This window comes from Streptomyces sp. NPDC001068 (assembly GCF_042897315.1).
In the GTDB taxonomy this organism is placed as follows: domain Bacteria; phylum Actinomycetota; class Actinomycetes; order Streptomycetales; family Streptomycetaceae; genus Streptomyces.
In genome coordinates this window covers 698,312-715,481 of sequence record NZ_JBIAYD010000001.1, presented here as the reverse complement: position 1 = coordinate 715,481, position 17,170 = coordinate 698,312, and the positions used below count along the sequence as shown (strand labels likewise).

Annotated in this window: 18 protein-coding genes; 10 read left to right on the top strand and 8 right to left on the bottom strand. The window is 71.5% G+C overall.

Translation table 11 applies throughout. The features are described from left to right. Positions 1 to 91: 91 nt before the first annotated feature. The 3 genes from ACFY3I_RS03110 to ACFY3I_RS03100 form a co-directional block, all read right to left on the bottom strand. Positions 92 to 1,549 carry a catalase gene (locus ACFY3I_RS03110; protein ID WP_390859072.1) on the bottom strand — a complete coding sequence of 486 codons (1,458 nt, stop codon included), beginning with the start codon at positions 1,547 to 1,549 and terminating at the stop codon, positions 92 to 94. A 172-nt stretch (positions 1,550 to 1,721) separates the two neighbouring features. Further along, entirely contained in the window at positions 1,722 to 2,627 is a 906-nt protein-coding gene (locus ACFY3I_RS03105) for a 2-hydroxy-3-oxopropionate reductase (protein WP_390859071.1), read from the bottom strand. Positions 2,628 to 2,669: 42 nt separating this feature from the next. Beyond that, the gene (locus ACFY3I_RS03100; RefSeq protein WP_390859070.1) at positions 2,670 to 3,527 is read right to left on the bottom strand and encodes a TIM barrel protein; all 858 of its coding nucleotides are present in this window, start codon (positions 3,525 to 3,527) and stop codon (positions 2,670 to 2,672) included. A gap of 147 nt (positions 3,528 to 3,674) precedes the next feature. Here ACFY3I_RS03100 and polX point away from each other — a divergent pair, with 147 nt between their 5' ends. Then, the gene (gene polX / locus ACFY3I_RS03095; protein WP_390859069.1) at positions 3,675 to 5,414 is read left to right on the top strand and encodes a DNA polymerase/3'-5' exonuclease PolX; all 1,740 of its coding nucleotides are present in this window, start codon (positions 3,675 to 3,677) and stop codon (positions 5,412 to 5,414) included. 117 nt (positions 5,415 to 5,531) lie between these two features. On the opposite strand, the gene ACFY3I_RS03090 is transcribed toward polX, so the two are convergent. Next, entirely contained in the window at positions 5,532 to 6,599 is a 1,068-nt protein-coding gene (locus ACFY3I_RS03090) for an NAD(P)-dependent alcohol dehydrogenase (protein WP_390859068.1), read from the bottom strand. Between the two features lie 199 nt (positions 6,600 to 6,798). On the opposite strand from ACFY3I_RS03090, the gene ACFY3I_RS03085 reads away from it, so the two are divergent. The 9 genes from ACFY3I_RS03085 to ACFY3I_RS03045 all read left to right on the top strand — a co-directional run bounded on the left by ACFY3I_RS03085 (position 6,799) and on the right by ACFY3I_RS03045 (position 13,765). Next, positions 6,799 to 7,329: a YbhB/YbcL family Raf kinase inhibitor-like protein gene (locus tag ACFY3I_RS03085; RefSeq protein ID WP_390859067.1), complete on the top strand. Its 531-nt coding sequence runs from the start codon at positions 6,799 to 6,801 to the stop codon at positions 7,327 to 7,329. Between the two features lie 202 nt (positions 7,330 to 7,531). Further along, positions 7,532 to 7,786 (top strand): hypothetical protein, encoded by a 255-nt coding sequence (locus ACFY3I_RS03080; protein ID WP_390859066.1) that lies wholly within the window; start codon positions 7,532 to 7,534, stop codon positions 7,784 to 7,786. Continuing rightward, positions 7,783 to 8,151 (top strand): helix-turn-helix domain-containing protein, encoded by a 369-nt coding sequence (locus tag ACFY3I_RS03075; RefSeq protein ID WP_390859065.1) that lies wholly within the window; start codon positions 7,783 to 7,785, stop codon positions 8,149 to 8,151. Before ACFY3I_RS03080 ends, ACFY3I_RS03075 begins: the two co-directional genes overlap by 4 nt. Before the next feature lie 161 nt (positions 8,152 to 8,312). Then, positions 8,313 to 8,825, top strand: coding sequence for a 2-oxo-4-hydroxy-4-carboxy-5-ureidoimidazoline decarboxylase (uraD, locus tag ACFY3I_RS03070; protein ID WP_390859064.1), 513 nt, complete (start codon positions 8,313 to 8,315; stop codon positions 8,823 to 8,825). Positions 8,826 to 8,829: 4 nt separating this feature from the next. Then, positions 8,830 to 9,225 carry a hydroxyisourate hydrolase gene (gene uraH, locus ACFY3I_RS03065; protein WP_365295193.1) on the top strand — a complete coding sequence of 132 codons (396 nt, stop codon included), beginning with the start codon at positions 8,830 to 8,832 and terminating at the stop codon, positions 9,223 to 9,225. Between the two features lie 5 nt (positions 9,226 to 9,230). Further along, positions 9,231 to 10,154 carry a factor-independent urate hydroxylase gene (gene pucL, locus ACFY3I_RS03060; RefSeq protein ID WP_365295191.1) on the top strand — a complete coding sequence of 308 codons (924 nt, stop codon included), beginning with the start codon at positions 9,231 to 9,233 and terminating at the stop codon, positions 10,152 to 10,154. A gap of 107 nt (positions 10,155 to 10,261) precedes the next feature. Next, positions 10,262 to 11,638, top strand: coding sequence for an 8-oxoguanine deaminase (locus ACFY3I_RS03055; protein WP_390859063.1), 1,377 nt, complete (start codon positions 10,262 to 10,264; stop codon positions 11,636 to 11,638). A 229-nt stretch (positions 11,639 to 11,867) separates the two neighbouring features. Then, entirely contained in the window at positions 11,868 to 13,259 is a 1,392-nt protein-coding gene (locus ACFY3I_RS03050) for a nucleobase:cation symporter-2 family protein (protein WP_390859062.1), read from the top strand. A gap of 104 nt (positions 13,260 to 13,363) precedes the next feature. Then, positions 13,364 to 13,765 (top strand): winged helix-turn-helix transcriptional regulator, encoded by a 402-nt coding sequence (locus ACFY3I_RS03045; protein ID WP_390859061.1) that lies wholly within the window; start codon positions 13,364 to 13,366, stop codon positions 13,763 to 13,765. A gap of 214 nt (positions 13,766 to 13,979) precedes the next feature. Here ACFY3I_RS03045 and ACFY3I_RS03040 read toward each other — a convergent pair whose 3' ends face one another. The 4 genes from ACFY3I_RS03040 to ACFY3I_RS03025 all read right to left on the bottom strand — a co-directional run bounded on the left by ACFY3I_RS03040 (position 13,980) and on the right by ACFY3I_RS03025 (position 17,121). After that, positions 13,980 to 14,615 carry a hypothetical protein gene (locus ACFY3I_RS03040; protein WP_390859060.1) on the bottom strand — a complete coding sequence of 212 codons (636 nt, stop codon included), beginning with the start codon at positions 14,613 to 14,615 and terminating at the stop codon, positions 13,980 to 13,982. A gap of 115 nt (positions 14,616 to 14,730) precedes the next feature. Then, positions 14,731 to 15,339, bottom strand: coding sequence for a histidine phosphatase family protein (locus ACFY3I_RS03035; RefSeq protein ID WP_390859059.1), 609 nt, complete (start codon positions 15,337 to 15,339; stop codon positions 14,731 to 14,733). A gap of 3 nt (positions 15,340 to 15,342) precedes the next feature. After that, on the bottom strand, positions 15,343 to 15,873 hold the full coding sequence (locus ACFY3I_RS03030; protein ID WP_390859058.1) for a hypothetical protein: 531 nt from the start codon (positions 15,871 to 15,873) through the stop codon (positions 15,343 to 15,345). A gap of 39 nt (positions 15,874 to 15,912) precedes the next feature. Beyond that, entirely contained in the window at positions 15,913 to 17,121 is a 1,209-nt protein-coding gene (locus tag ACFY3I_RS03025) for a pyridoxal phosphate-dependent aminotransferase (RefSeq protein ID WP_365295180.1), read from the bottom strand. Positions 17,122 to 17,170: the final 49 nt, after the last annotated feature.

Sequence of the window (17,170 nt, the reverse complement as noted above, 5' to 3'; positions counted from 1 at the left end):
CTCGCACGCCGCCGCGGTCCTTGCCACGCCCGCGCACCGCCGGTCGGCAACCCCTCATCCGGGCCGTCCTGCCGTGCGCGGGCCGTCTGTGTCAGTCCTCGCGCAGCGCGCGGACCGCCTCCTCCACGCGCCTGCCGTACTCCGGGTCGGCGGCGTGGAAGTGGGCCAGGTTCTTCTCGACCACGTCGTCGCGGGAGACCTGGGAGAGGCCGCCGGCGATGTTCGCGACCAGCCGCCGCTTCTCCTCCGCCGACATCAGCCGGTACAACTCGCCCGCCTGCGAGAAGTCGTCGTCCTTTGTGTGCTGCGGGGTCTCGTGGGTGCCCGTGTGGCCGGTCACGGCCAGCGGCGCCGACAGGGGGCGGCCGGACTCCACCGGGCCGCCGTAGGAGTTCGGCTCGTAGTTCTTGGCGTGCCTGCCCTGCGCGTTGACGGCCATGAGGCCGTCCCGGCCGTAGTTGTGCGCGGTCGTCGCCCGCGGGGCGTTGACGGCCAGCAGGGTGTGGTTGACGCCCAGCCGGTAGCGGTGCGCGTCCGCGTAGGCGAACAGGCGGCCCTGGAGCATCTTGTCGGGGGAGGGGCCGATGCCCGGAACGAAGTTGTTCGGGGAGAACGCGGCCTGCTCGACCTCGGCGAAGACGTTGTCCGGGTTGCGGTCGAGGACCAGGCGGCCCACGCGCTGGAGCGGGTAGTCCCGGTGCGGCCACACCTTGGTCAGGTCGAAGGGGTTGAAGCGGTACTCCGCCGCCTCGGCCGCCGGCATGATCTGCACGTGCAGGGTCCAGGACGGGTTGACGCCCCGCTCGATGGCCTGGAGCAGGTCCGTCTGGTGCGAGGCGGGGTCCTTGCCCGCGAGTTCGGCCGCCTGCTCGCTGCTCAGGCTGCGCACACCCTGGTTGGTCCTGAAGTGGTACTTGACGAAGAAGGCCGCGCCCTCGGCGTTCGTCCACTGGTAGGTGTGCGAGCCGTAGCCGTTCATGTGGCGGTACGACGCCGGGATGCCCCGGTCGCCCATCAGCCAGGTGACCTGGTGGGTGGCCTCGGGGGAGTGTGCCCAGAAGTCCCAGACGTTGTCGGGCTCCTGACGGCCCGTGAACGGGTCCCGCTTCTGGGAGTGGATGAAGTCCGGGAACTTGACCGGGTCCTTGATGAAGAAGACCGGGGTGTTGTTCCCGACGAGGTCGTAGTTCCCCTCCGCCGTGTAGAACTTGACGGCGAAGCCGCGCGGGTCGCGGACGGCGTCGGCCCCGCCGAGGGAGTCGGCCACCGTCGAGAAGCGCAGGAAGACCTCGGTTCGCCGGCCGACGGTGCTCAGGAAGTCGGCGTGGGTGAAGCCGGTGACGTCGTCGGTCACCTCGAAGTAGCCGTACGCGCCGCTGCCGCGGGCGTGCACCACGCGCTCCGGGATCCGCTCGCGGTTGAAGCGCGCGAGCTTCTCCAGGAGGTGCTGGTCCTGGAGCAGGAGCGGGCCGCCGACGCCGGCGGAGGCGGAGTTCTGGTTGTCGGCGACCGGGGCGCCGGACTCGGTGGTGAGCACGCGCTTCGACATCGGGGACCTTCCGTACGGGTGTCAGCGGAAGTTCATTTCCGCTTCGTGGAGCCTAGGATCGGATCGGCCGAGGCGTCAACAATTTGTTGAAGGGGTTTCCGGGCGGTGCCGTCGCCTGGGCGCGACAGGACAGGTGTCGGCGACGGCACCGCCCGGAGTCATGGGGCGCCGCTCAGAGCTGGGCGCCGGAGAGGCGCTCGACGGCGCGCAGCAGGGCGGAGTGGTCCAGGCCGCCGTCGCCCTGCGCGCGCAGGGAGGCCACCAGCTGGGCCACCACGGCACCGACCGGCAGGGCGGCGCCGACGTTGCGGGCCGCGTCCGTCACGATGCCCATGTCCTTGTGGTGCAGGTCGATCCGGAAGCCCGGCCGGAAGTCGCGGTTCAGGAAGTTGTCCTTCTTCCGGGTCAGCACGGTCGAGCCGGCCAGGCCGCCGTTCAGCACGTCCAGGGCGGCCGTCAGGTCCACGCCGGACTTCTCCAGGAAGACCACGGCCTCGGCGCACGCCTGGATGTTCACGGCGACGATCAGCTGGTTGGCCGCCTTCACGGTCTGACCGGAGCCGTGCGGACCGCACAGCACGATGGTCCTGCCCAGCGCCTCGAAGATCGGCTTCGCGGTGTCGAAGTCGGCCTGTTCGCCGCCGACCATGATGGACAGCACCGCCTCGACCGCCCCGGCCTCGCCGCCGGAGACCGGCGCGTCCAGCACGCGGACGTCCTTGTCCCGGGCCGCCTTCGCGAGGTCGACCGAGGTCTGCGGGGTGATGGACGACATGTCGATCAGCAGTGCGCCCGGCCTGGCGTTCTCCAGGATGCCGTCGGGACCGTAGGCGATGGCCTCGACCTGCGGCGACGCGGGCACCATGGTGATGATCACGTCGGCCTCGCGCACCGCCTCGGCGATCGAGGCGGCCGCGGTGCCGCCGGCGGCCGCCAGTCGGTCCAGCTTGTCCTGTTCCAGGGTGAAGCCGGTGACGTCGTAACCCGCCTTGACCAGGTTCTCGGACATGGGGGAGCCCATGATGCCGAGGCCGATCCACGCGATCGCCGGGCGGGAGGTAGCGGGAAGGGTGCTCATGATGGGGGTGCCTCTCTCAACTGCTCTGCGAAGTCGGGGGGTTCAGCGCGCGGCGCGGGCGTCGCGCGGCAGCCAGTCGAAGGCCTCGGCGCTCGGGCGGTCGCCCGGCTTGTACTCCAGGCCCACCCAGCCGTCGTAACCGGCCTTCCGCAGCCGGCCGAGCAGCTCCTCCAGGGGGAGCGAGCCCGTGCCCGGGGCGCCGCGGCCGGGGTTGTCCGCGATCTGCACGTGGCCGGTGATCGCGGCATGGCGTTCGATCACCGACGGGAGGTCCTCGCCGTTCATGGACAGGTGGTAGAGATCCATGAGGAAGCGGGCGTTGTCCAGCCCCGTGGCCTCGTTGACCTTGTCGACGACGGCGACCGCGGCCGGCGCGCTCACCAGCGGATACCGCGGCGACTCGGGCCGGTTGAGGGCCTCGACCAGGAGTACCGCGCCGATCCGGTCGGCCGCCCGCGCAGCCAGCGCCAGGTTCTCCAGGGCCAGCGCGTCCTGTTCGGCCGGGTCCACGCCGTCGACGCGGTTGCCGTACAGCGCGTTGAGCGCCCCGCAGCCGAGCGACTGCGCGAAGCCGGCCGCCACCTCGATGTTGGCGCGGAACCTCTCGGACTCCGCGCCCGGGACCGACAGGGCGCCCCGGTCGGGTCCCGGGAGCTGTCCGGCGTAGAAGTTCAGGCCTGTCAGCCGCACGCCCGCGTCCTCGATCGCGCTCTTCAGCGCGTCCGGCTCGGACCGCCCGGGGGTGGGGGAGTCGACCCAGGGCCACCAGAGCTCGACCGCGCCGAAGCCGGCCGCGGCGGCGGCCGCGGGGCGCTCCAGGAGCGGGAGTTCGGTGAAGAGGATCGACAGGTTGACGCTGTAGCGCTGCTCTGCGGCTGCGCTCACTTCGAAACCCGGCATCGGGGTCGGCGCCCCCTTCCGTTGTCTCTGCTTCCACATCGCGATTTCCGTATTGCGGAAGTTGCTTTCTGCTTAATGGAAGACTGCCTGTGCCCGGGGAGAGCTGTCAAGAGCGCCCGCGCAAAAGCCGCGCCCTACCCTGAAGGCATGGCACGGTCCAACGACGAGGTCGCCGCGCTGCTCCGGGAGTACGCGGACCTGATCTCCATCACCGGTGGGGACGCCTTCAGGGCGCGGGTCTACGAGAAGGCAGCCCGCGCGGTAGGCGGCCACCACGCCGACGTCGCCGCACTCGACCTCAAGGGACTCCAGGAGATCCCGAACGTCGGGAAGTCCATCGCCCAGAAGATCCTGGAGTTCTTCGACCAGGGCAGCGTGTCCGCCGTGGAGGAGCTGCGGGCGAGGATCCCCGACGGCGTGCGGCGGCTGACCGCCATCCCCACGCTCGGCCCGAAGAAGGCCATGGCGGTCTACGAGGAACTGGGTGTCTCCTCGGTCGAGGAACTCGCCGAGGCCATCCACCAGGAACGGCTGCGCGACCTCAAGGGCTTCGGGCCCAGGACGGAGGAGAACATCCTGCACGGCATCGAACTGCTCCGGTCGGCCGGCGGCCGGGTGGGCATCGATGTCGCCATGGACCTGGCGGAGGACATCGTCCGGGCGCTGTCCGAGGTGCCCGGCTGCGAGAAGTGCGTCTACGCCGGTTCGCTGCGCCGGTGCCGCGAGACGATCGGTGACATCGACATCCTCGTCGCGGCCGAGGATTCGGCGCCGGTCATGCGGGCGTTCACCGGGCTGCCGTACGTCACCGAGGTCATCGGACAGGGCGGGACCAAGACCTCCGTGCGCACCGGCAAGGGGCTCGACGTCGACCTGCGGGTGGTGCCGCCGGACTCCTGGGGAGCCGCGCTCCAGTACTTCACCGGCTCCAAGGCCCACAACATCCGCACCCGCGAACGGGCCGTGCACCAGGGGCTCAAGCTCTCCGAGTACGGACTCTTCGACGCCGAGAGCGGCGAGAAGATCGTCTCCGAGACCGAGGAGGAGGTGTACGGCCGCCTCGGCCTGCCCTGGATCCCGCCGCCGCTGCGCGAGGACCGCGGCGAGATCGAGGCCGGGCTGCGCGGCGAGCTGCCGGACCTGGTCACCGAGGCCGACCTGCGCGGCGACCTGCACACCCACACCGACCTCACCGACGGGCTCGCCCCGCTGGAGGAGATGGCGGCCGCGGCCGCCCGGCGCGGCTACGCCTACTACGCGATCACCGACCACGCGCCCGACCTGGTCATGCAGCGCATGACCGACGAGCGGATGCTGGCCCAGCGGGAGCGGGTGCGCGAGCTGGACGGCACCTTCCCCACCAAGGGGCGGCGCGGCGGACTACGGCTGCTGCACGGCACCGAACTGAACATCGGCCCCGACGGCGAGGTGGACTGGCCGGGCGACTTCCTCGCCGGCTTCGACCTGTGCGTGGCCTCGGTCCACTCGCACTTCAACCAGAGCCGGGACGCCCTGACCCGCCGCCTCGTGAGGGCCTGCGAGAACCCCCATGTCCACATCATCGGCCACCCCACCACCCGCCTCATCGGCAAGCGGCCCGGCATCGACGCCGACCTCGACGCGGTCTTCGAGGCCTGCGCCCGCACCGGCACGGCCCTGGAGATCAACGCCCACCCGTCCCGCCTGGACCTGCGCGACGAGGACATCCTGCGGGCCCGGCGGTACGGGGTGAGGTTCGCCGTGAACAGCGACGCCCACGCCGTCCCGCAACTGGACGTCATGCGCTACGGCATCGGCACGGCCCAGCGCGGCCGGCTGACCAAGGAGGACGTGATCAACACCTGGCCGGAGCGCCGGCTGCGGAGCTTCCTGCGCAAGCGCGGCTGAGCACCGTGGCAGCACGAGCGCGGCTGAGCACCGTGGCACGAGCGCGGCTGAGCACCGTGGCACGAGCGCGGCTGAGCCGCGGCCGGGCCGGGGCGCCGGTCGCGGCCCGCGCGGAGCTCAGTCGAAGACGATGACCTGGCGTCCGACCACGTCGCCGCGGCCGAGGGCCTCCAGATTCTCGTTGACGTCCTCGAGGGCGACCTCGGTGACGTTGTGCGTGACCAGACCCGCCTCGGCGAGGGAGAGCGCCTCGACGAGGTCCAGGTGGTTGCCCCAGAAGGAGCCGAGATACGACAACTCGGTGCCGACGAAGGGGAACTGGCGGTGCTCGACGCGGTCGCTCATGAGGCCGACGGCCGCCAGCGCGCCCTCCGGGCCCAGCAGGTCGAACCCCATGGAGACGGACGCCTCGCTGCCGACGCAGTCCAGGATGGCGTGGACCGTCCGCCGGCCCGTCAGGCTCTCCAGCTCGTCCTGGATGGTCTCGACGGACTTGTCCCTGACGTTGATCCCGTAGTCCGCGCCGTTCTCCCGGGCCACGTCCAGCTTGCCGTCGCTGCGCGCGAACGCCACCACGGTGGCGCCGCCGCCCAGCAGCCTCGCGTACTGGATCGCGTAACTGCCCAGCCCGCCGATGCCCGTGACCGCGACCGTGCGGCCGGGCCCCAGCTTGCCCGCGTCCCGGAGCTTCTTCATCCCGCGGTACGGGGTCATGCCCGCGTCGGTCATGGGCGCGAGGAACTGGGGGAACTTCGCGGCGTCCTCCGAGACCGGGATCGCGTGCCGGCACTCCACCGCCATGTACTCGGCGAATCCACCGGGCGGGCCGAACCCCACCCATCTGCCGTTGCCGCTGCACAGGTTCTCGTTGCCCTCGCGGCACTGCCGGCAGGTGCCGTCACCCCAGCTGGGGTTGACCACCACCATGTCGCCCTCCGAGTAACCCACCGACTTCGGCACACCGCTGCCCATCCCCGCCACCCGGCCGGTGACCTCGTGGCCAGGGATGTAAGGGAGTTCCACGGGGAACGGCCCCTCGAAATATCCGTCCAGAAGCTGGTAGTCGCTTCGGCACATGCCCGTGGCGGCGACTTTCAACAGGATCTCGTCCGGCCCGGGATCGGGCACCGGGACCTCGTCGATGCGAAGGGGTTGCCGGTATCCGTGCATCCGAGCTGCGCGCATCTGCATCAGGCGGCCTCGCTTCCCTACAGACGTGTCCATCAAGTCTGAACGGCCCGTACAGGACGGGCAACTCAGGGCGGACCGGGGTCCCTAGGCGGTGCGGCGAGCCGATCGGGCGGTGCATGATCGAAGATCCGGAGAGCGAACAAGCCCCTCGCCGGACGGCGGGACGGCGATCCGGCCCTCAGGAGGGATTGCCATGATCAAGCCCTATGGACCGTACGACTTCATGCCGGAGATCCGCACCTTCCAGGTCACCTCGCAGTCCGTCGCCGACGGCGGCCGGCTCGCCCGGGAGCAGGTGAGCGGCATCCTGGGAGCGGGCGGGATGGACGTCTCACCGCAGCTGAGCTGGTCCGGCTTTCCCGAGGAGACGCGGAGTTTCGCGGTCGCGATGTTCGACCCGGACGTGCCGACCGCCTCCGGTTTCTGGCACTGGGCGGTGGCCGACCTGCCCGCCTCCGTGACCGAGCTGGCGGAAGGGGCGGGCGACGGCAGGGATCTGCCGGGCAGGGCGAAGACGCTGGCCAACGACGCCGGCCACCGGAGGTACCTCGGCCCCGCGACGCCTCCGGGCAACGGCCCGGACCGCTACTTCCTCGTGGTCCACGCCGTCGGCGTCGAGGAGCTGGGGGTGACCGAGAGCTCCACCCCGGCCGCCATGGACTTCCTCCTGTTCACCCACGCGATCGCGCGAGCGACCATGTACGGCACGTTCGAGCGCGCCTAACGCGCCTGGCGCGGATCCGGAGCGTCGGGATCCGGGGCGTCCGGTGCCGGTCGGCGGCCGGGCGGAGGGGGGCTCCGGTCGGCTAGGGTCGCCTCGTGGCGGACACAGCGGTTCCGTCGCGGTGGAACTGACGGGCCCGGGTGCGTCACGGCTGTGCGGGGGTCGGCCGAAGCGCAGGTCAGGGACGTTTTCTGGGGGCGCAATGCGATTGAGAGTGGAGTTCACGACCGAGCCCTTCGACCTGGACGAGGCACCCGCGCACGCGGTGGTCGCCCGTGAGGTCATCGAGGGTGCTCAGCTGGACGCGGTGGACGTCGGGCCGTTCGGGAACACGGCCGAGGGCGGCACCGACGCCGTGCTCACCGCCGTGGACGCGCTGCTGCGCAGGACCCTGGAGGCCGGGGCCACCCGGATCTCGCTCCAGGTCAACGTGGTGGGGGAGGACGGCGACAAGTGACCGGAAACGCGGACGAGCCCTTCATCACGGCCGTGAAGCCGCTGGTGGACGCCATGGGCGGGGAGATGCTTCCGCCCGACGAGGCCGGCGCCGACGATGTCGTGCTCGCCTGGGAGGGCGTGGACGTGGTCGCCGTGCGGCTGCCCCAGCTCGCCGACTCGCTCGACCACATCCTGGCCGCCATGGAGCGCAAGCGGGGCAGGCCGCTGGCCGATCTGGACCGCAAGGCGAAGCAGGAGGTCGTGCGGATGCTGGAGGCGCGGGGTGCCTTCTCGGTCCGGCACGGCGTGGAGACGGTGGCGAGCGCGCTCGGCGTGAGCCGCTTCACCGTCTACAACTACCTCAACCGCGACAAGGAGAGCTGACCGGCACGTCCCCGGCCTCCGGCGGGCGCCGGAGGCCCCGTGGTGGCCCCGGGGCGTTGTTACGCGGAATTTTCAACAAAGTGTTGACGTCGCCTTCCGGAGAGCGTTAGCTAACGGCAGCCCGTTCAGCACGAAGGCCGCCAACGGCCACGGAGGCTCCCGTGACGTCGACTTCCACGCCCCCGGGCCTGGCCCGGTTCAACGACCTGGAGGAGTCCGCGGCATCCGCCGCCCTCCACGAGGCGTGCGCCTCCACCGCATGGGTACGGCACCTGCTCGCCGCCCGCCCCTACGCCTCGGCCGAGGCCCTGTACTCCGCGAGCGACGCGGCCACGGCCGACCTGGGCACGGCCGACCTGGCGGAGGCCATGGCCGGCCACCCGCCGATCGGCCGCCCCAAGCCCGGCGACCCGGCCTCGGCCCGCGAACAGTCCGGCATGGCCGGCGCCGCCGAGGCGCTCAGGGCGGAGATGCTCGAACTCAACCTGGCCTACCAGGAGAGGTTCGGACACGTCTTCCTGATCTGCGCGACCGGCCGCACCGCCGAGGAGATGCGGGACGCGGTCAAGGAGCGGATCGGCAACGCGCCCGGCCAGGAGCGCGAGATCGTCCGCACCGAACTGGGCAGGATCAACCGCATCCGGCTCGCCCGACTCGTCGCAGAGGACGCCTGACACCATGAGCACCAGCACCACCGCCTCCGTGTCCACCCACATCCTGGACACCTCGCTCGGCCGCCCCGCCGAGGGCGTCGCCGTCCGGCTCTCCGCCCGCCGGGGCCGTGCGGCGGACTGGCAGGCACTCGGCGCCGGCGCGACCGACCCGGACGGCCGGTGCAAGGACCTGCCGGCGCCGCCGGAGGGGACCACCCACGTACGGCTCGACTTCGCCGTGGAGCCGTATTTCGAGAAGAAGCAAGCCGATGCGCAGCAGGACGCCCCCGCGAATCGGGACAGCGGACCGGCCGTGTTCTTCCCGGAGGTGGCGATCACGTTCGCCGTCGAACCCGGGGAGCACTACCACGTACCGCTGCTGCTCAACCCGTTCGGCTACTCCGTATACCGAGGGAGCTAGCAGACATGCCCACGATCCTGGGACAGAACCAGTACGGCAAGGCCGAGAACCGAGTCGTAAAGATCACGCGGGACGGCGCCACCCACCACATCAAGGACCTGAACGTCTCCGTCGCGCTCTCGGGAGACATGGACGAGGTCCACTACTCCGGCTCGAACGCCAGCGTCCTGCCGACGGACACCACCAAGAACACCGTGTACGCGTTCGCCAAGGAACACGGCATCGAGTCCGCCGAGCAGTTCGGCATCCACCTGGCCCGTCACTTCGTGACCAGCCAGGAGCCGATCCACCGGGCCCGTATCCGCATCGAGGAGTACGCCTGGGAGCGCATCGAGGCCTCCGACGCCAACTCCCGGTTCATCGGCGCGGACGAGGTCAAGCACTCCTTCGTCCGCAAGGGCCAGGAGACCCGGCTGACCCAGATCACCTACGACGGCTCGTCGTGGGAGATCGTCTCCGGCCTCAAGGACCTCGTCGTGATGAACTCGACGAACTCCGAGTTCTGGGGCTACGTCAAGGACAAGTACACGACGCTCCCCGAGGCGTACGACCGCATCCTCGCCACCCAGGTCGCCGCCCGCTGGCGGTTCAACTGGACCGACGACGAACAGCGGATGCCCAACTGGGAGAAGTCCTACGAGCAGACGCGCAGGCATATGCTCCAGGCCTTCGCCGAGACCTACTCCCTCTCCCTGCAGCAGACGCTTTACCAGATGGGCTCGCGCATCATCGAGAACCGCGGTGAGATCGACGAGGTCCGCTTCTCGCTGCCCAACAAGCACCACTTCCTGGTGGACCTCGAACCCTTCGGCCTGAAGAACGACAACGAGGTGTACTTCGCCGCCGACCGCCCCTACGGCCTCATCGAGGCCACCGTCCTGCGGGACGGCTGCGAGGCGCGCATTCCCACGGACCTCACCAACCTCTGACCTCAGCAGTCTCGGCACCCGTGGCCGGGAGCGCGTCTCCCGGCCACGGCACTCAAATCCCCCGGGGTCCTGCCGTGCCCTCTCCACATCAGCGCAAAGGACGAACCATGGCAGCAGACCGGCGCATCGTCATCGAGAACTGTGCGATCGCGACCGTGGACGCCGACGACACCGAGTACGGGAACGGGCACGTCGTCATCGCCGGCAACCGCGTCGAATCGCTGGGCGCCGGCCGGGCCCCCGAAGGTCTGGAGAACGTCGACCGGCGCATCGACGCCACCGGGCACCTGGTCACCCCCGGCCTGGTCAACACCCACCACCACTACTACCAGTGGATCACCAGGGGCCTCGCCACCGACCACAACCTCTTCGACTGGCTGGTCGCGCTCTACCCGACCTGGGCGCGCATCGACGAGCCCATGGTGTACGCGGCCGCCCAGGGCTCGCTCGCGATGATGGCCCGCGGCGGTGTCACCACCGCGATGGACCACCACTACGTCTACCCGCGGGGCTCCGGTGACCTGTCCGGCGCCATCATCCGCGCCGCCCGCGAGACCGGCGTCCGCTTCACCCTCGCCCGCGGCTCCATGGACCGCAGCGAGAAGGACGGCGGTCTGCCGCCGGACTTCGCCGTCGAGACCCTCGAAGGCGCCCTCGCCGCCACCGAGGCGACCGTCGCCGAGCACCACGACCCCTCCTTCGACGCGATGACCCAGGTGGCCGTCGCGCCCTGCTCGCCGTTCTCCGTCTCCACCGAACTCCTGCGCCAGGGAGCCGAGCTGGCCCGCCGCCTGGGAGTGCGGCTGCACACCCACGGCTCGGAGACCGTCGAGGAGGAGCAGTTCTGCAAGGAGCTGTTCGGGATGGGCCCGACCGACTACTTCGAGTCCACCGGCTGGCTCGGCGAGGACGTGTGGATGGCGCACTGCGTCCACATGAACGACTCCGACATCGCCGCGTTCGCCCGCACGAGGACCGGCGTCGCCCACTGCCCGTCGTCCAACGCCCGCCTCGCGGCCGGCATCGCCCGCGTCCCCGACATGCTCGCGGCCGGCGTCCCGGTCGGCCTCGGCGTCGACGGCACCGCGTCCAACGAGTCCGGCGAACTCCACACCGAACTGCGCAACGCCCTGCTGATCAACCGCCTCGGCGCGCACCGGGAGGCGGCCCTCGACGCCCGTCAGGCGCTGCGCCTGGGCACCTACGGCGGCGCCCAGGTCCTCGGCCGGGCAGACCAGATCGGGTCCCTGGAACCCGGCAAGCTGGCCGACCTGGTGCTGTGGAAGCTGGACACCCTCGCCCACGCCTCCATCGCCGACCCGGTCACCGCCCTGGTCTTCGGCGCGGCCGCCCCGGTCACGGCCTCCTTCGTGAACGGCCGTCAGATCGCCGAGGCGGGCCGCCTGCTGCATGTCGACGAGGACGCGATCGCGCGCTCCACCCGGGCCGAGGCCCAGCGCCTCGCCCAGCTCGCCGCCGGGTGAACCCCCCGAACCGTCACGGTACTTGAGCTCCGGCAGGGAGGGACGGCTCCCAGCCGGTAGTCGTGGACCCGGACGGGTCCACGACGGCCGTCCGCCGGGCGCGCGCTTCCTCGCGCGCGCCCGGGAACGGTCACCGTCCTCCTCACGGGTCCCGCACGACCTGGATCACGCACCACCTCCCTGAAACCCGCGTCAGAGCCGACGCGTACCCGACCGGAGGAGAGCCGCCGTGTCCTCGCACCCCGTCGACGAGAAACTCCCGCCCCTGAGAATGGCCACCACCGGCCTCCAGCACGTGGCCGCCATGTACGCCGGAGTCGTCGCCCCGCCCCTGATCGTCGGCGCCGCCATCGGACTGACCGGCGCCGACCTGACCTTCCTCACCGGCGCCTGCCTCTTCACCGCGGGCCTCGCCACCTTCCTGCAGACCCTCGGCATCTGGAAGATCGGCGCCCGGCTGCCCTTCGTCAACGGCGTCACCTTCGCCGGGGTCGCCCCGATGACCGCGATCGCCGCCTCCACCCACGACAGGTCCGACGCCCTGCCCGTCATCTTCGGCGCGGTGATCGTCGCCGGACTCCTCGGCTTCCTCGCCGCCCCCTTCTTCAGCATGGCCGTGCGCTTCTTCCCGCCCGTCGTCACCGGCACGGTCATCACCCTGATCGGCGTCTCGCTGCTCCCGGTGGCCTTCGGCTGGGCCCAGGGACCCGACCCGGCCGCGCACGACTACGGATCGGCCAAGTACCTGGGCCTGGCCGCCGCGACCCTCCTCCTGGTGCTGCTGCTGCGCCGTTTCACCCGCGGTTTCGTCAAGCAGATCGCCGTGCTGATCGGCCTGGTCGCCGGCACGGTCGTCGCCCTGCCCTTCGGCGTCACGGACTTCGGCCCGGTCGCGGACGCGGACGTCGTCGGCTTCCCGGCCCCCTTCCACTTCGGGGCCCCGCAGTTCCACATCGCCGCGATCCTGTCCATGTGCGTGGTGATGGTGGTCTCGATGACCGAATCGACCGCCGACATGCTGGCGTTGGGCGAGATCGTGGAACGCCCCGCGGACGAGCGGACCATCGCGGCGGGCCTGCGCGCCGACACCCTCGGCTCGGCGATCAGCCCGCTCTTCAACGGGTTCATGTGCAGCGCCTTCGCCCAGAACATCGGCCTGGTCGCGATGACCCGGATCCGCAGCCGGTTCGTGGTCGCCGTCGGCGGCGGGTTCCTGGTGCTGATGGGCCTGTGCCCGGCCGCCGCCGCGCTGATCGCCGTCGTACCCCGGCCGGTGCTGGGCGGCGCGGGTGTGGTGCTGTTCGGCTCGGTGGCCGCCAGCGGCATCCAGACCCTGGTCGGGGCGGGGCTGGAGAAGGACGAGAACGTGCTCGTCGTCGCGGTGTCGCTGGCCGTCGGCATCGTTCCGATCACCGCGCCGGACTTCTACCACGCCTTCCCGGAGACCGCCCGGATCGTCCTGGACTCGGGCATCTCCACGGGCTGCGTGGCGGCCGTCCTGCTCAACCTCGTCTTCAACCACCTGGGGCACCGCAGTGCCGGGACGACGCCGGGCACGGCTCCCGAAGCCCCCGGGATCCCGGGGGCCGTACCGCTCGTCACCCCGGAGTCGATCCCGTGACCGTCCGCGACCCGTGGCGGGGCCGCCGGTGCGGGCCCCGGTGTTCCGGTGGTGGCCGAGGCGGCCTCTGGCGATCATGAGGGGGACGTTAAGGAGGCAGCTCGATGTCCCAGCGGAACACCGGTGCGACCGCGCGGGTCGTGGACGAGGACCCCTGCCCGGTCCGTGAGGTCCTCGACAGGGTCGCCGGCAAGTGGAGCGTCCAGATCCTGCTCGCGGCGTCGCAGGGCCCCATCCGGTTCACCGGACTGGAGCGCGGCATCGAGGGCATCAGCCGCCGGATGCTGACCCTCACCCTGCGCAACCTGGAGCGCGACGGGCTGGTCACCCGCACGGTGTATCCGACCGTGCCCCCGAAGGTGGAGTACGGACTCACCCCGGTGGCCCTCGAACTGCACGCGACGCTGTCGCGGCTGACCGACTGGGCCGAGCGCAACCGTGGCTACGTCGCGCGGGCGCGGGCGGCCTACGACGCCGAGCACCGGCCCGAACTGCTCGACGCGTAGGCGGTGCCGGTCCGGGGCCGGACGGCTCAGGAGCCGGGGCGAGCCGCTCGAAGACCTCGGCCGGACAGCCGGCCGGCGCATCGAGCCCCCGGGCGCGCGGCCGGCCGGCATCGAGCCCCGCGGGCCTCCGATTGCGACCCGCCGGCGGCCGGGCCGCCCCGCACGGGTGCCGTGTGCGGGGCGGTGCTCGCTCACCGGCATCCCGGCCCGGCCGTCACACCCGGCGCGGTGAGGCCAGCAGATAGCGCGTGCGCGACCGCGGCCCGGTGTACTCGCCGGTCTGCCATCCCGCCCGCTCCAGGGTGGCCGCGCAGGCCCGCAGCGGCTCGCCTTCCGGCGCGTGCACCGCGACCGCCTCGGGCTGCGGAGTCGCCCGCACCCGGTAGCCGGCCGTCGCCGGTCCCTCGGGCGGATGCCCGGCCGCCTCCAGGGCGAGCGCGGCGGCCCGCACCAGATGCGTACGCTCCCAGGCGCACGGCCGGTCCGTGGCGCCGTCGGAATTGGTCATCCGGCGCAGCTCCAGGAGCCCCTGCCAGGCGCTGTGCACCTCGCGTGCCCGGGCGGGACCGTCCACCGCGGTCTCCTCGCCGCCGACCCGCGCGGCGAACACCCGGTCCGGTTCGGCCGGGGGCGGCTCCGGGGGACGCGGAACCGCCCCCGGCGCCTCCTCCTCCCGCACCCGGTGCCCCGCCGGTGTCAGGAAGTGGTCGTGGGGCGGCCGCGGATGCCGGAAGGCGAGCCCGTGCCTCACCAGCGCCGCCAACTGCGCCTCGGTGCCCCGCAGCCGTCCGGTCACCGGATCGGCGGCGTCGATGACCCGCCGCTGCGCGGCGGAGGGCGGTCGGGTCACGGCGTGCTCCTCCCGGAACGTCGGTCCGTGCGGACGCGTAGCGGTCCGCTCCTGAGAAGGCTACGACCGCGCACTGACACCGGGCCGGAGGGAGGTCAGCGGCCGCCGGCGGCCGTCACCGGCCCGGCTCGGCCGGGCGGATGTTCCAGCCCGCGATCACCGGGCGGTCGTGTTCCGTGCCGAGCCGGCACAGGGTGCCGGTCGCCAGCTGGAAGAGGGCGCCGTCGGCCGGGGGCAGGCCGAGGCGGCGGGCGGTCAGGACGCGCAGGAAGTGGCCGTGCGCCACCAGCAGCACGACCCCCTCGGTGTTGGCGAGGGCCGCCTCGACCTTGGACAGCATCCGGTCGGCCCGCTCGCCGACCTGCTCCGGGGTCTCGCCGGGGTGCTCGGGCGGGCCGGGCGCGACCCCGTCGGTGAAGAGGAACCAGCCGGGCCGGGTGCGCTGGATCTCCACGGTGGTCACGCCCTCGTAGCCGCCGTAGTCCCATTCCCGCAGGTCCGCGTCGACCCGGGCGTCGGGCACGCCGATCAGCTCGGCGGTCTCCCGGGCCCGTTGGAGCGGGCTGACGAAGGCCGCGCCGATGCGGTGCGAGCGGATCAACGGGACCAGCCGCCGTGCCTCCTCCCGCCCGTGCTCGGTGAGGGGAACGTCGGTCCACCCGGTGTGCCGTCCGGACCGCGACCACTCGGTCTCACCGTGCCGGACGAGAAAGACATCAGCCATGGGTCAGAGGCTATGAGCCCAGCGTTCCAGTTCGGCGAACTCACGCGCCCGCAGACCGTGGCGCGGGTCGACCGGAAGGAGCAACGCGGGGCCGTCGTGGTGCTGGGCGACATGGCGGACGTCCAGCTCGGTGACCATGTCGTCGACCCACACGAACGGCCGCCCCGCCGCCCAGGCCACCACGGTCCGCGTCTTCCAGTACAGCCCGTCCGGGTCCTTCGCGAACAGCTCGGGCCACTCGATGACGGGCAGTTCGGGCAGTCCGACGGCCGGACCGATCATCTCGTTGGCCTCGTGCATCCAGGTGGTGGCCCAGGCCAGGTCGTACGGCAGTGCGAGCAGGCGGGCCCCGTGTCCCGGGTGCAGCCGCACCCTCAGGCCGCGGCGGAGCCTGCGTGAGCCCGGCCGCTGGCGGGCCGACCAGTTCGCCGGACGCAGCCGGTGGGTCACGTACCCGCGATGGCGCAGCAGCCGGGCCCGGAACGGGTTGAGGGGTCCGTCGACGTCGAGGAGGAGCAGCGGGCGCTGGGTCATGGGTAGGGGCTACCCGGGATGACCGGCCCGCGCACCGGCCTACTGCCGGTACCCGCTCAGGAACCGCCCGATCCGGCCGATCGCGGTCTCCAGGTCCTCGGCGTGCGGGAGGGTGAGGATGCGGAAGTGGTCCGGGGTGGGCCAGTTGAAGCCGGTGCCCTGGACGACCTGGATCTTCTCCTGGAGGAGCAGGTCCAGGACGAACTTCTCGTCGTCGTGGATCCGGTGCACCTTGGGGTCCAGGCGCGGGAAGGCGTACAGGGCGCCCTTCGGCTTGACGCAGCTCACGCCGGGGATCTCGTTGAGCTTCTCCCAGGCCACCGTGCGCTGTTCGTACAGCCGGCCGCCGGGCGCGACGAGGTCGCGGACCGACTGGCGGCCGCCGAGCGCGGCCTGGATGGCGTACTGGGCGGGCGCGTTGGCGCACAGCCGCATGGAGGCCAGCATGGTGAGGCCCTCCAGGTAGTCCTTCGCGTGCTGCCTGGGGCCGGTGACCACCAGCCAGCCGGAGCGGAAGCCGGCCACCCGGTAGGTCTTGGACAGGCCGCAGAAGGTGAGGACCACCAGGTCGGGGGCGAGGGCCGCGGCCGAGTGGTGGACGGCGTCGTCGTAGAGGATCTGGTCGTAGATCTCGTCGGCGAAGACCATCAGGCCGTGCCGCCGGGCCAGGTCGAGGACGCCCTCGACGATCTCCTTCGGGTAGACGGCGCCGGTGGGGTTGTTGGGGTTGATGATCACCACGGCCTTGGTGCGGTCCGTGATCCTGGACTCCATGTCGGCCAGGTCCGGGTACCAGTCGGCCTGTTCGTCGCAGAGGTAGTGCACGGCCTTGCCGCCGGCCAGGGTGGTCACCGCGGTCCACAGGGGGAAGTCCGGGGCGGGGATCAGGATCTCGTCGCCGTCCTCGACCAGCGCCTGTACGGCCATGGAGACCAGTTCCGAGACGCCGTTGCCGAGGAAGACGTCGTCGACGTCCACCTCCAGGCCGAGCGCCTGGTAGCGCTGGGCCACGGCCCGGCGGGCGGAGAGGATGCCGCGGGAGTCCGTGTAGCCGTGGGCCTGCGGGAGCATCCGGATCATGTCCTGGAGGATCTCCTCCGGTGCCTCGAAGCCGAAGGCCGCCGGGTTGCCGGTGTTCAGGCGCAGCACGCTGTGGCCCGCCTCCTCCAGCGCGTTGGCGTGCTCGATCACCGGTCCGCGGATCTCGTAACAGACCTCGCTGAGCTTGTTGGACTGCCGGAACTCCATGCGCCCCTCCGGGAACTCGTGTTGCTTGGTTTTACCAAGTGACAGCTTG

What these genes read in the sequence shown, in the direction of transcription:
- ACFY3I_RS03110 (WP_390859072.1), bottom strand. Translation starts at nt 1,549, where the DNA reads ATGTCGAAGCGCGTGCTCACCACCGAGTCCGGCGCCCCGGTCGCCGAC.
- ACFY3I_RS03105 (WP_390859071.1), bottom strand. Translation starts at nt 2,627, where the DNA reads ATGAGCACCCTTCCCGCTACCTCCCGCCCGGCGATCGCGTGGATCGGC.
- ACFY3I_RS03100 (WP_390859070.1), bottom strand. Translation starts at nt 3,527, where the DNA reads ATGCCGGGTTTCGAAGTGAGCGCAGCCGCAGAGCAGCGCTACAGCGTC.
- polX (WP_390859069.1), top strand. Translation starts at nt 3,675, where the DNA reads ATGGCACGGTCCAACGACGAGGTCGCCGCGCTGCTCCGGGAGTACGCG.
- ACFY3I_RS03090 (WP_390859068.1), bottom strand. Translation starts at nt 6,599, where the DNA reads ATGCGCGCAGCTCGGATGCACGGATACCGGCAACCCCTTCGCATCGAC.
- ACFY3I_RS03085 (WP_390859067.1), top strand. Translation starts at nt 6,799, where the DNA reads ATGATCAAGCCCTATGGACCGTACGACTTCATGCCGGAGATCCGCACC.
- ACFY3I_RS03080 (WP_390859066.1), top strand. Translation starts at nt 7,532, where the DNA reads ATGCGATTGAGAGTGGAGTTCACGACCGAGCCCTTCGACCTGGACGAG.
- uraH (WP_365295193.1), top strand. Translation starts at nt 8,830, where the DNA reads ATGAGCACCAGCACCACCGCCTCCGTGTCCACCCACATCCTGGACACC.
- pucL (WP_365295191.1), top strand. Translation starts at nt 9,231, where the DNA reads ATGCCCACGATCCTGGGACAGAACCAGTACGGCAAGGCCGAGAACCGA.
- ACFY3I_RS03055 (WP_390859063.1), top strand. Translation starts at nt 10,262, where the DNA reads ATGGCAGCAGACCGGCGCATCGTCATCGAGAACTGTGCGATCGCGACC.
- ACFY3I_RS03045 (WP_390859061.1), top strand. Translation starts at nt 13,364, where the DNA reads ATGTCCCAGCGGAACACCGGTGCGACCGCGCGGGTCGTGGACGAGGAC.
- ACFY3I_RS03035 (WP_390859059.1), bottom strand. Translation starts at nt 15,339, where the DNA reads ATGGCTGATGTCTTTCTCGTCCGGCACGGTGAGACCGAGTGGTCGCGG.
- ACFY3I_RS03030 (WP_390859058.1), bottom strand. Translation starts at nt 15,873, where the DNA reads ATGACCCAGCGCCCGCTGCTCCTCCTCGACGTCGACGGACCCCTCAAC.
- ACFY3I_RS03025 (WP_365295180.1), bottom strand. Translation starts at nt 17,121, where the DNA reads ATGGAGTTCCGGCAGTCCAACAAGCTCAGCGAGGTCTGTTACGAGATC.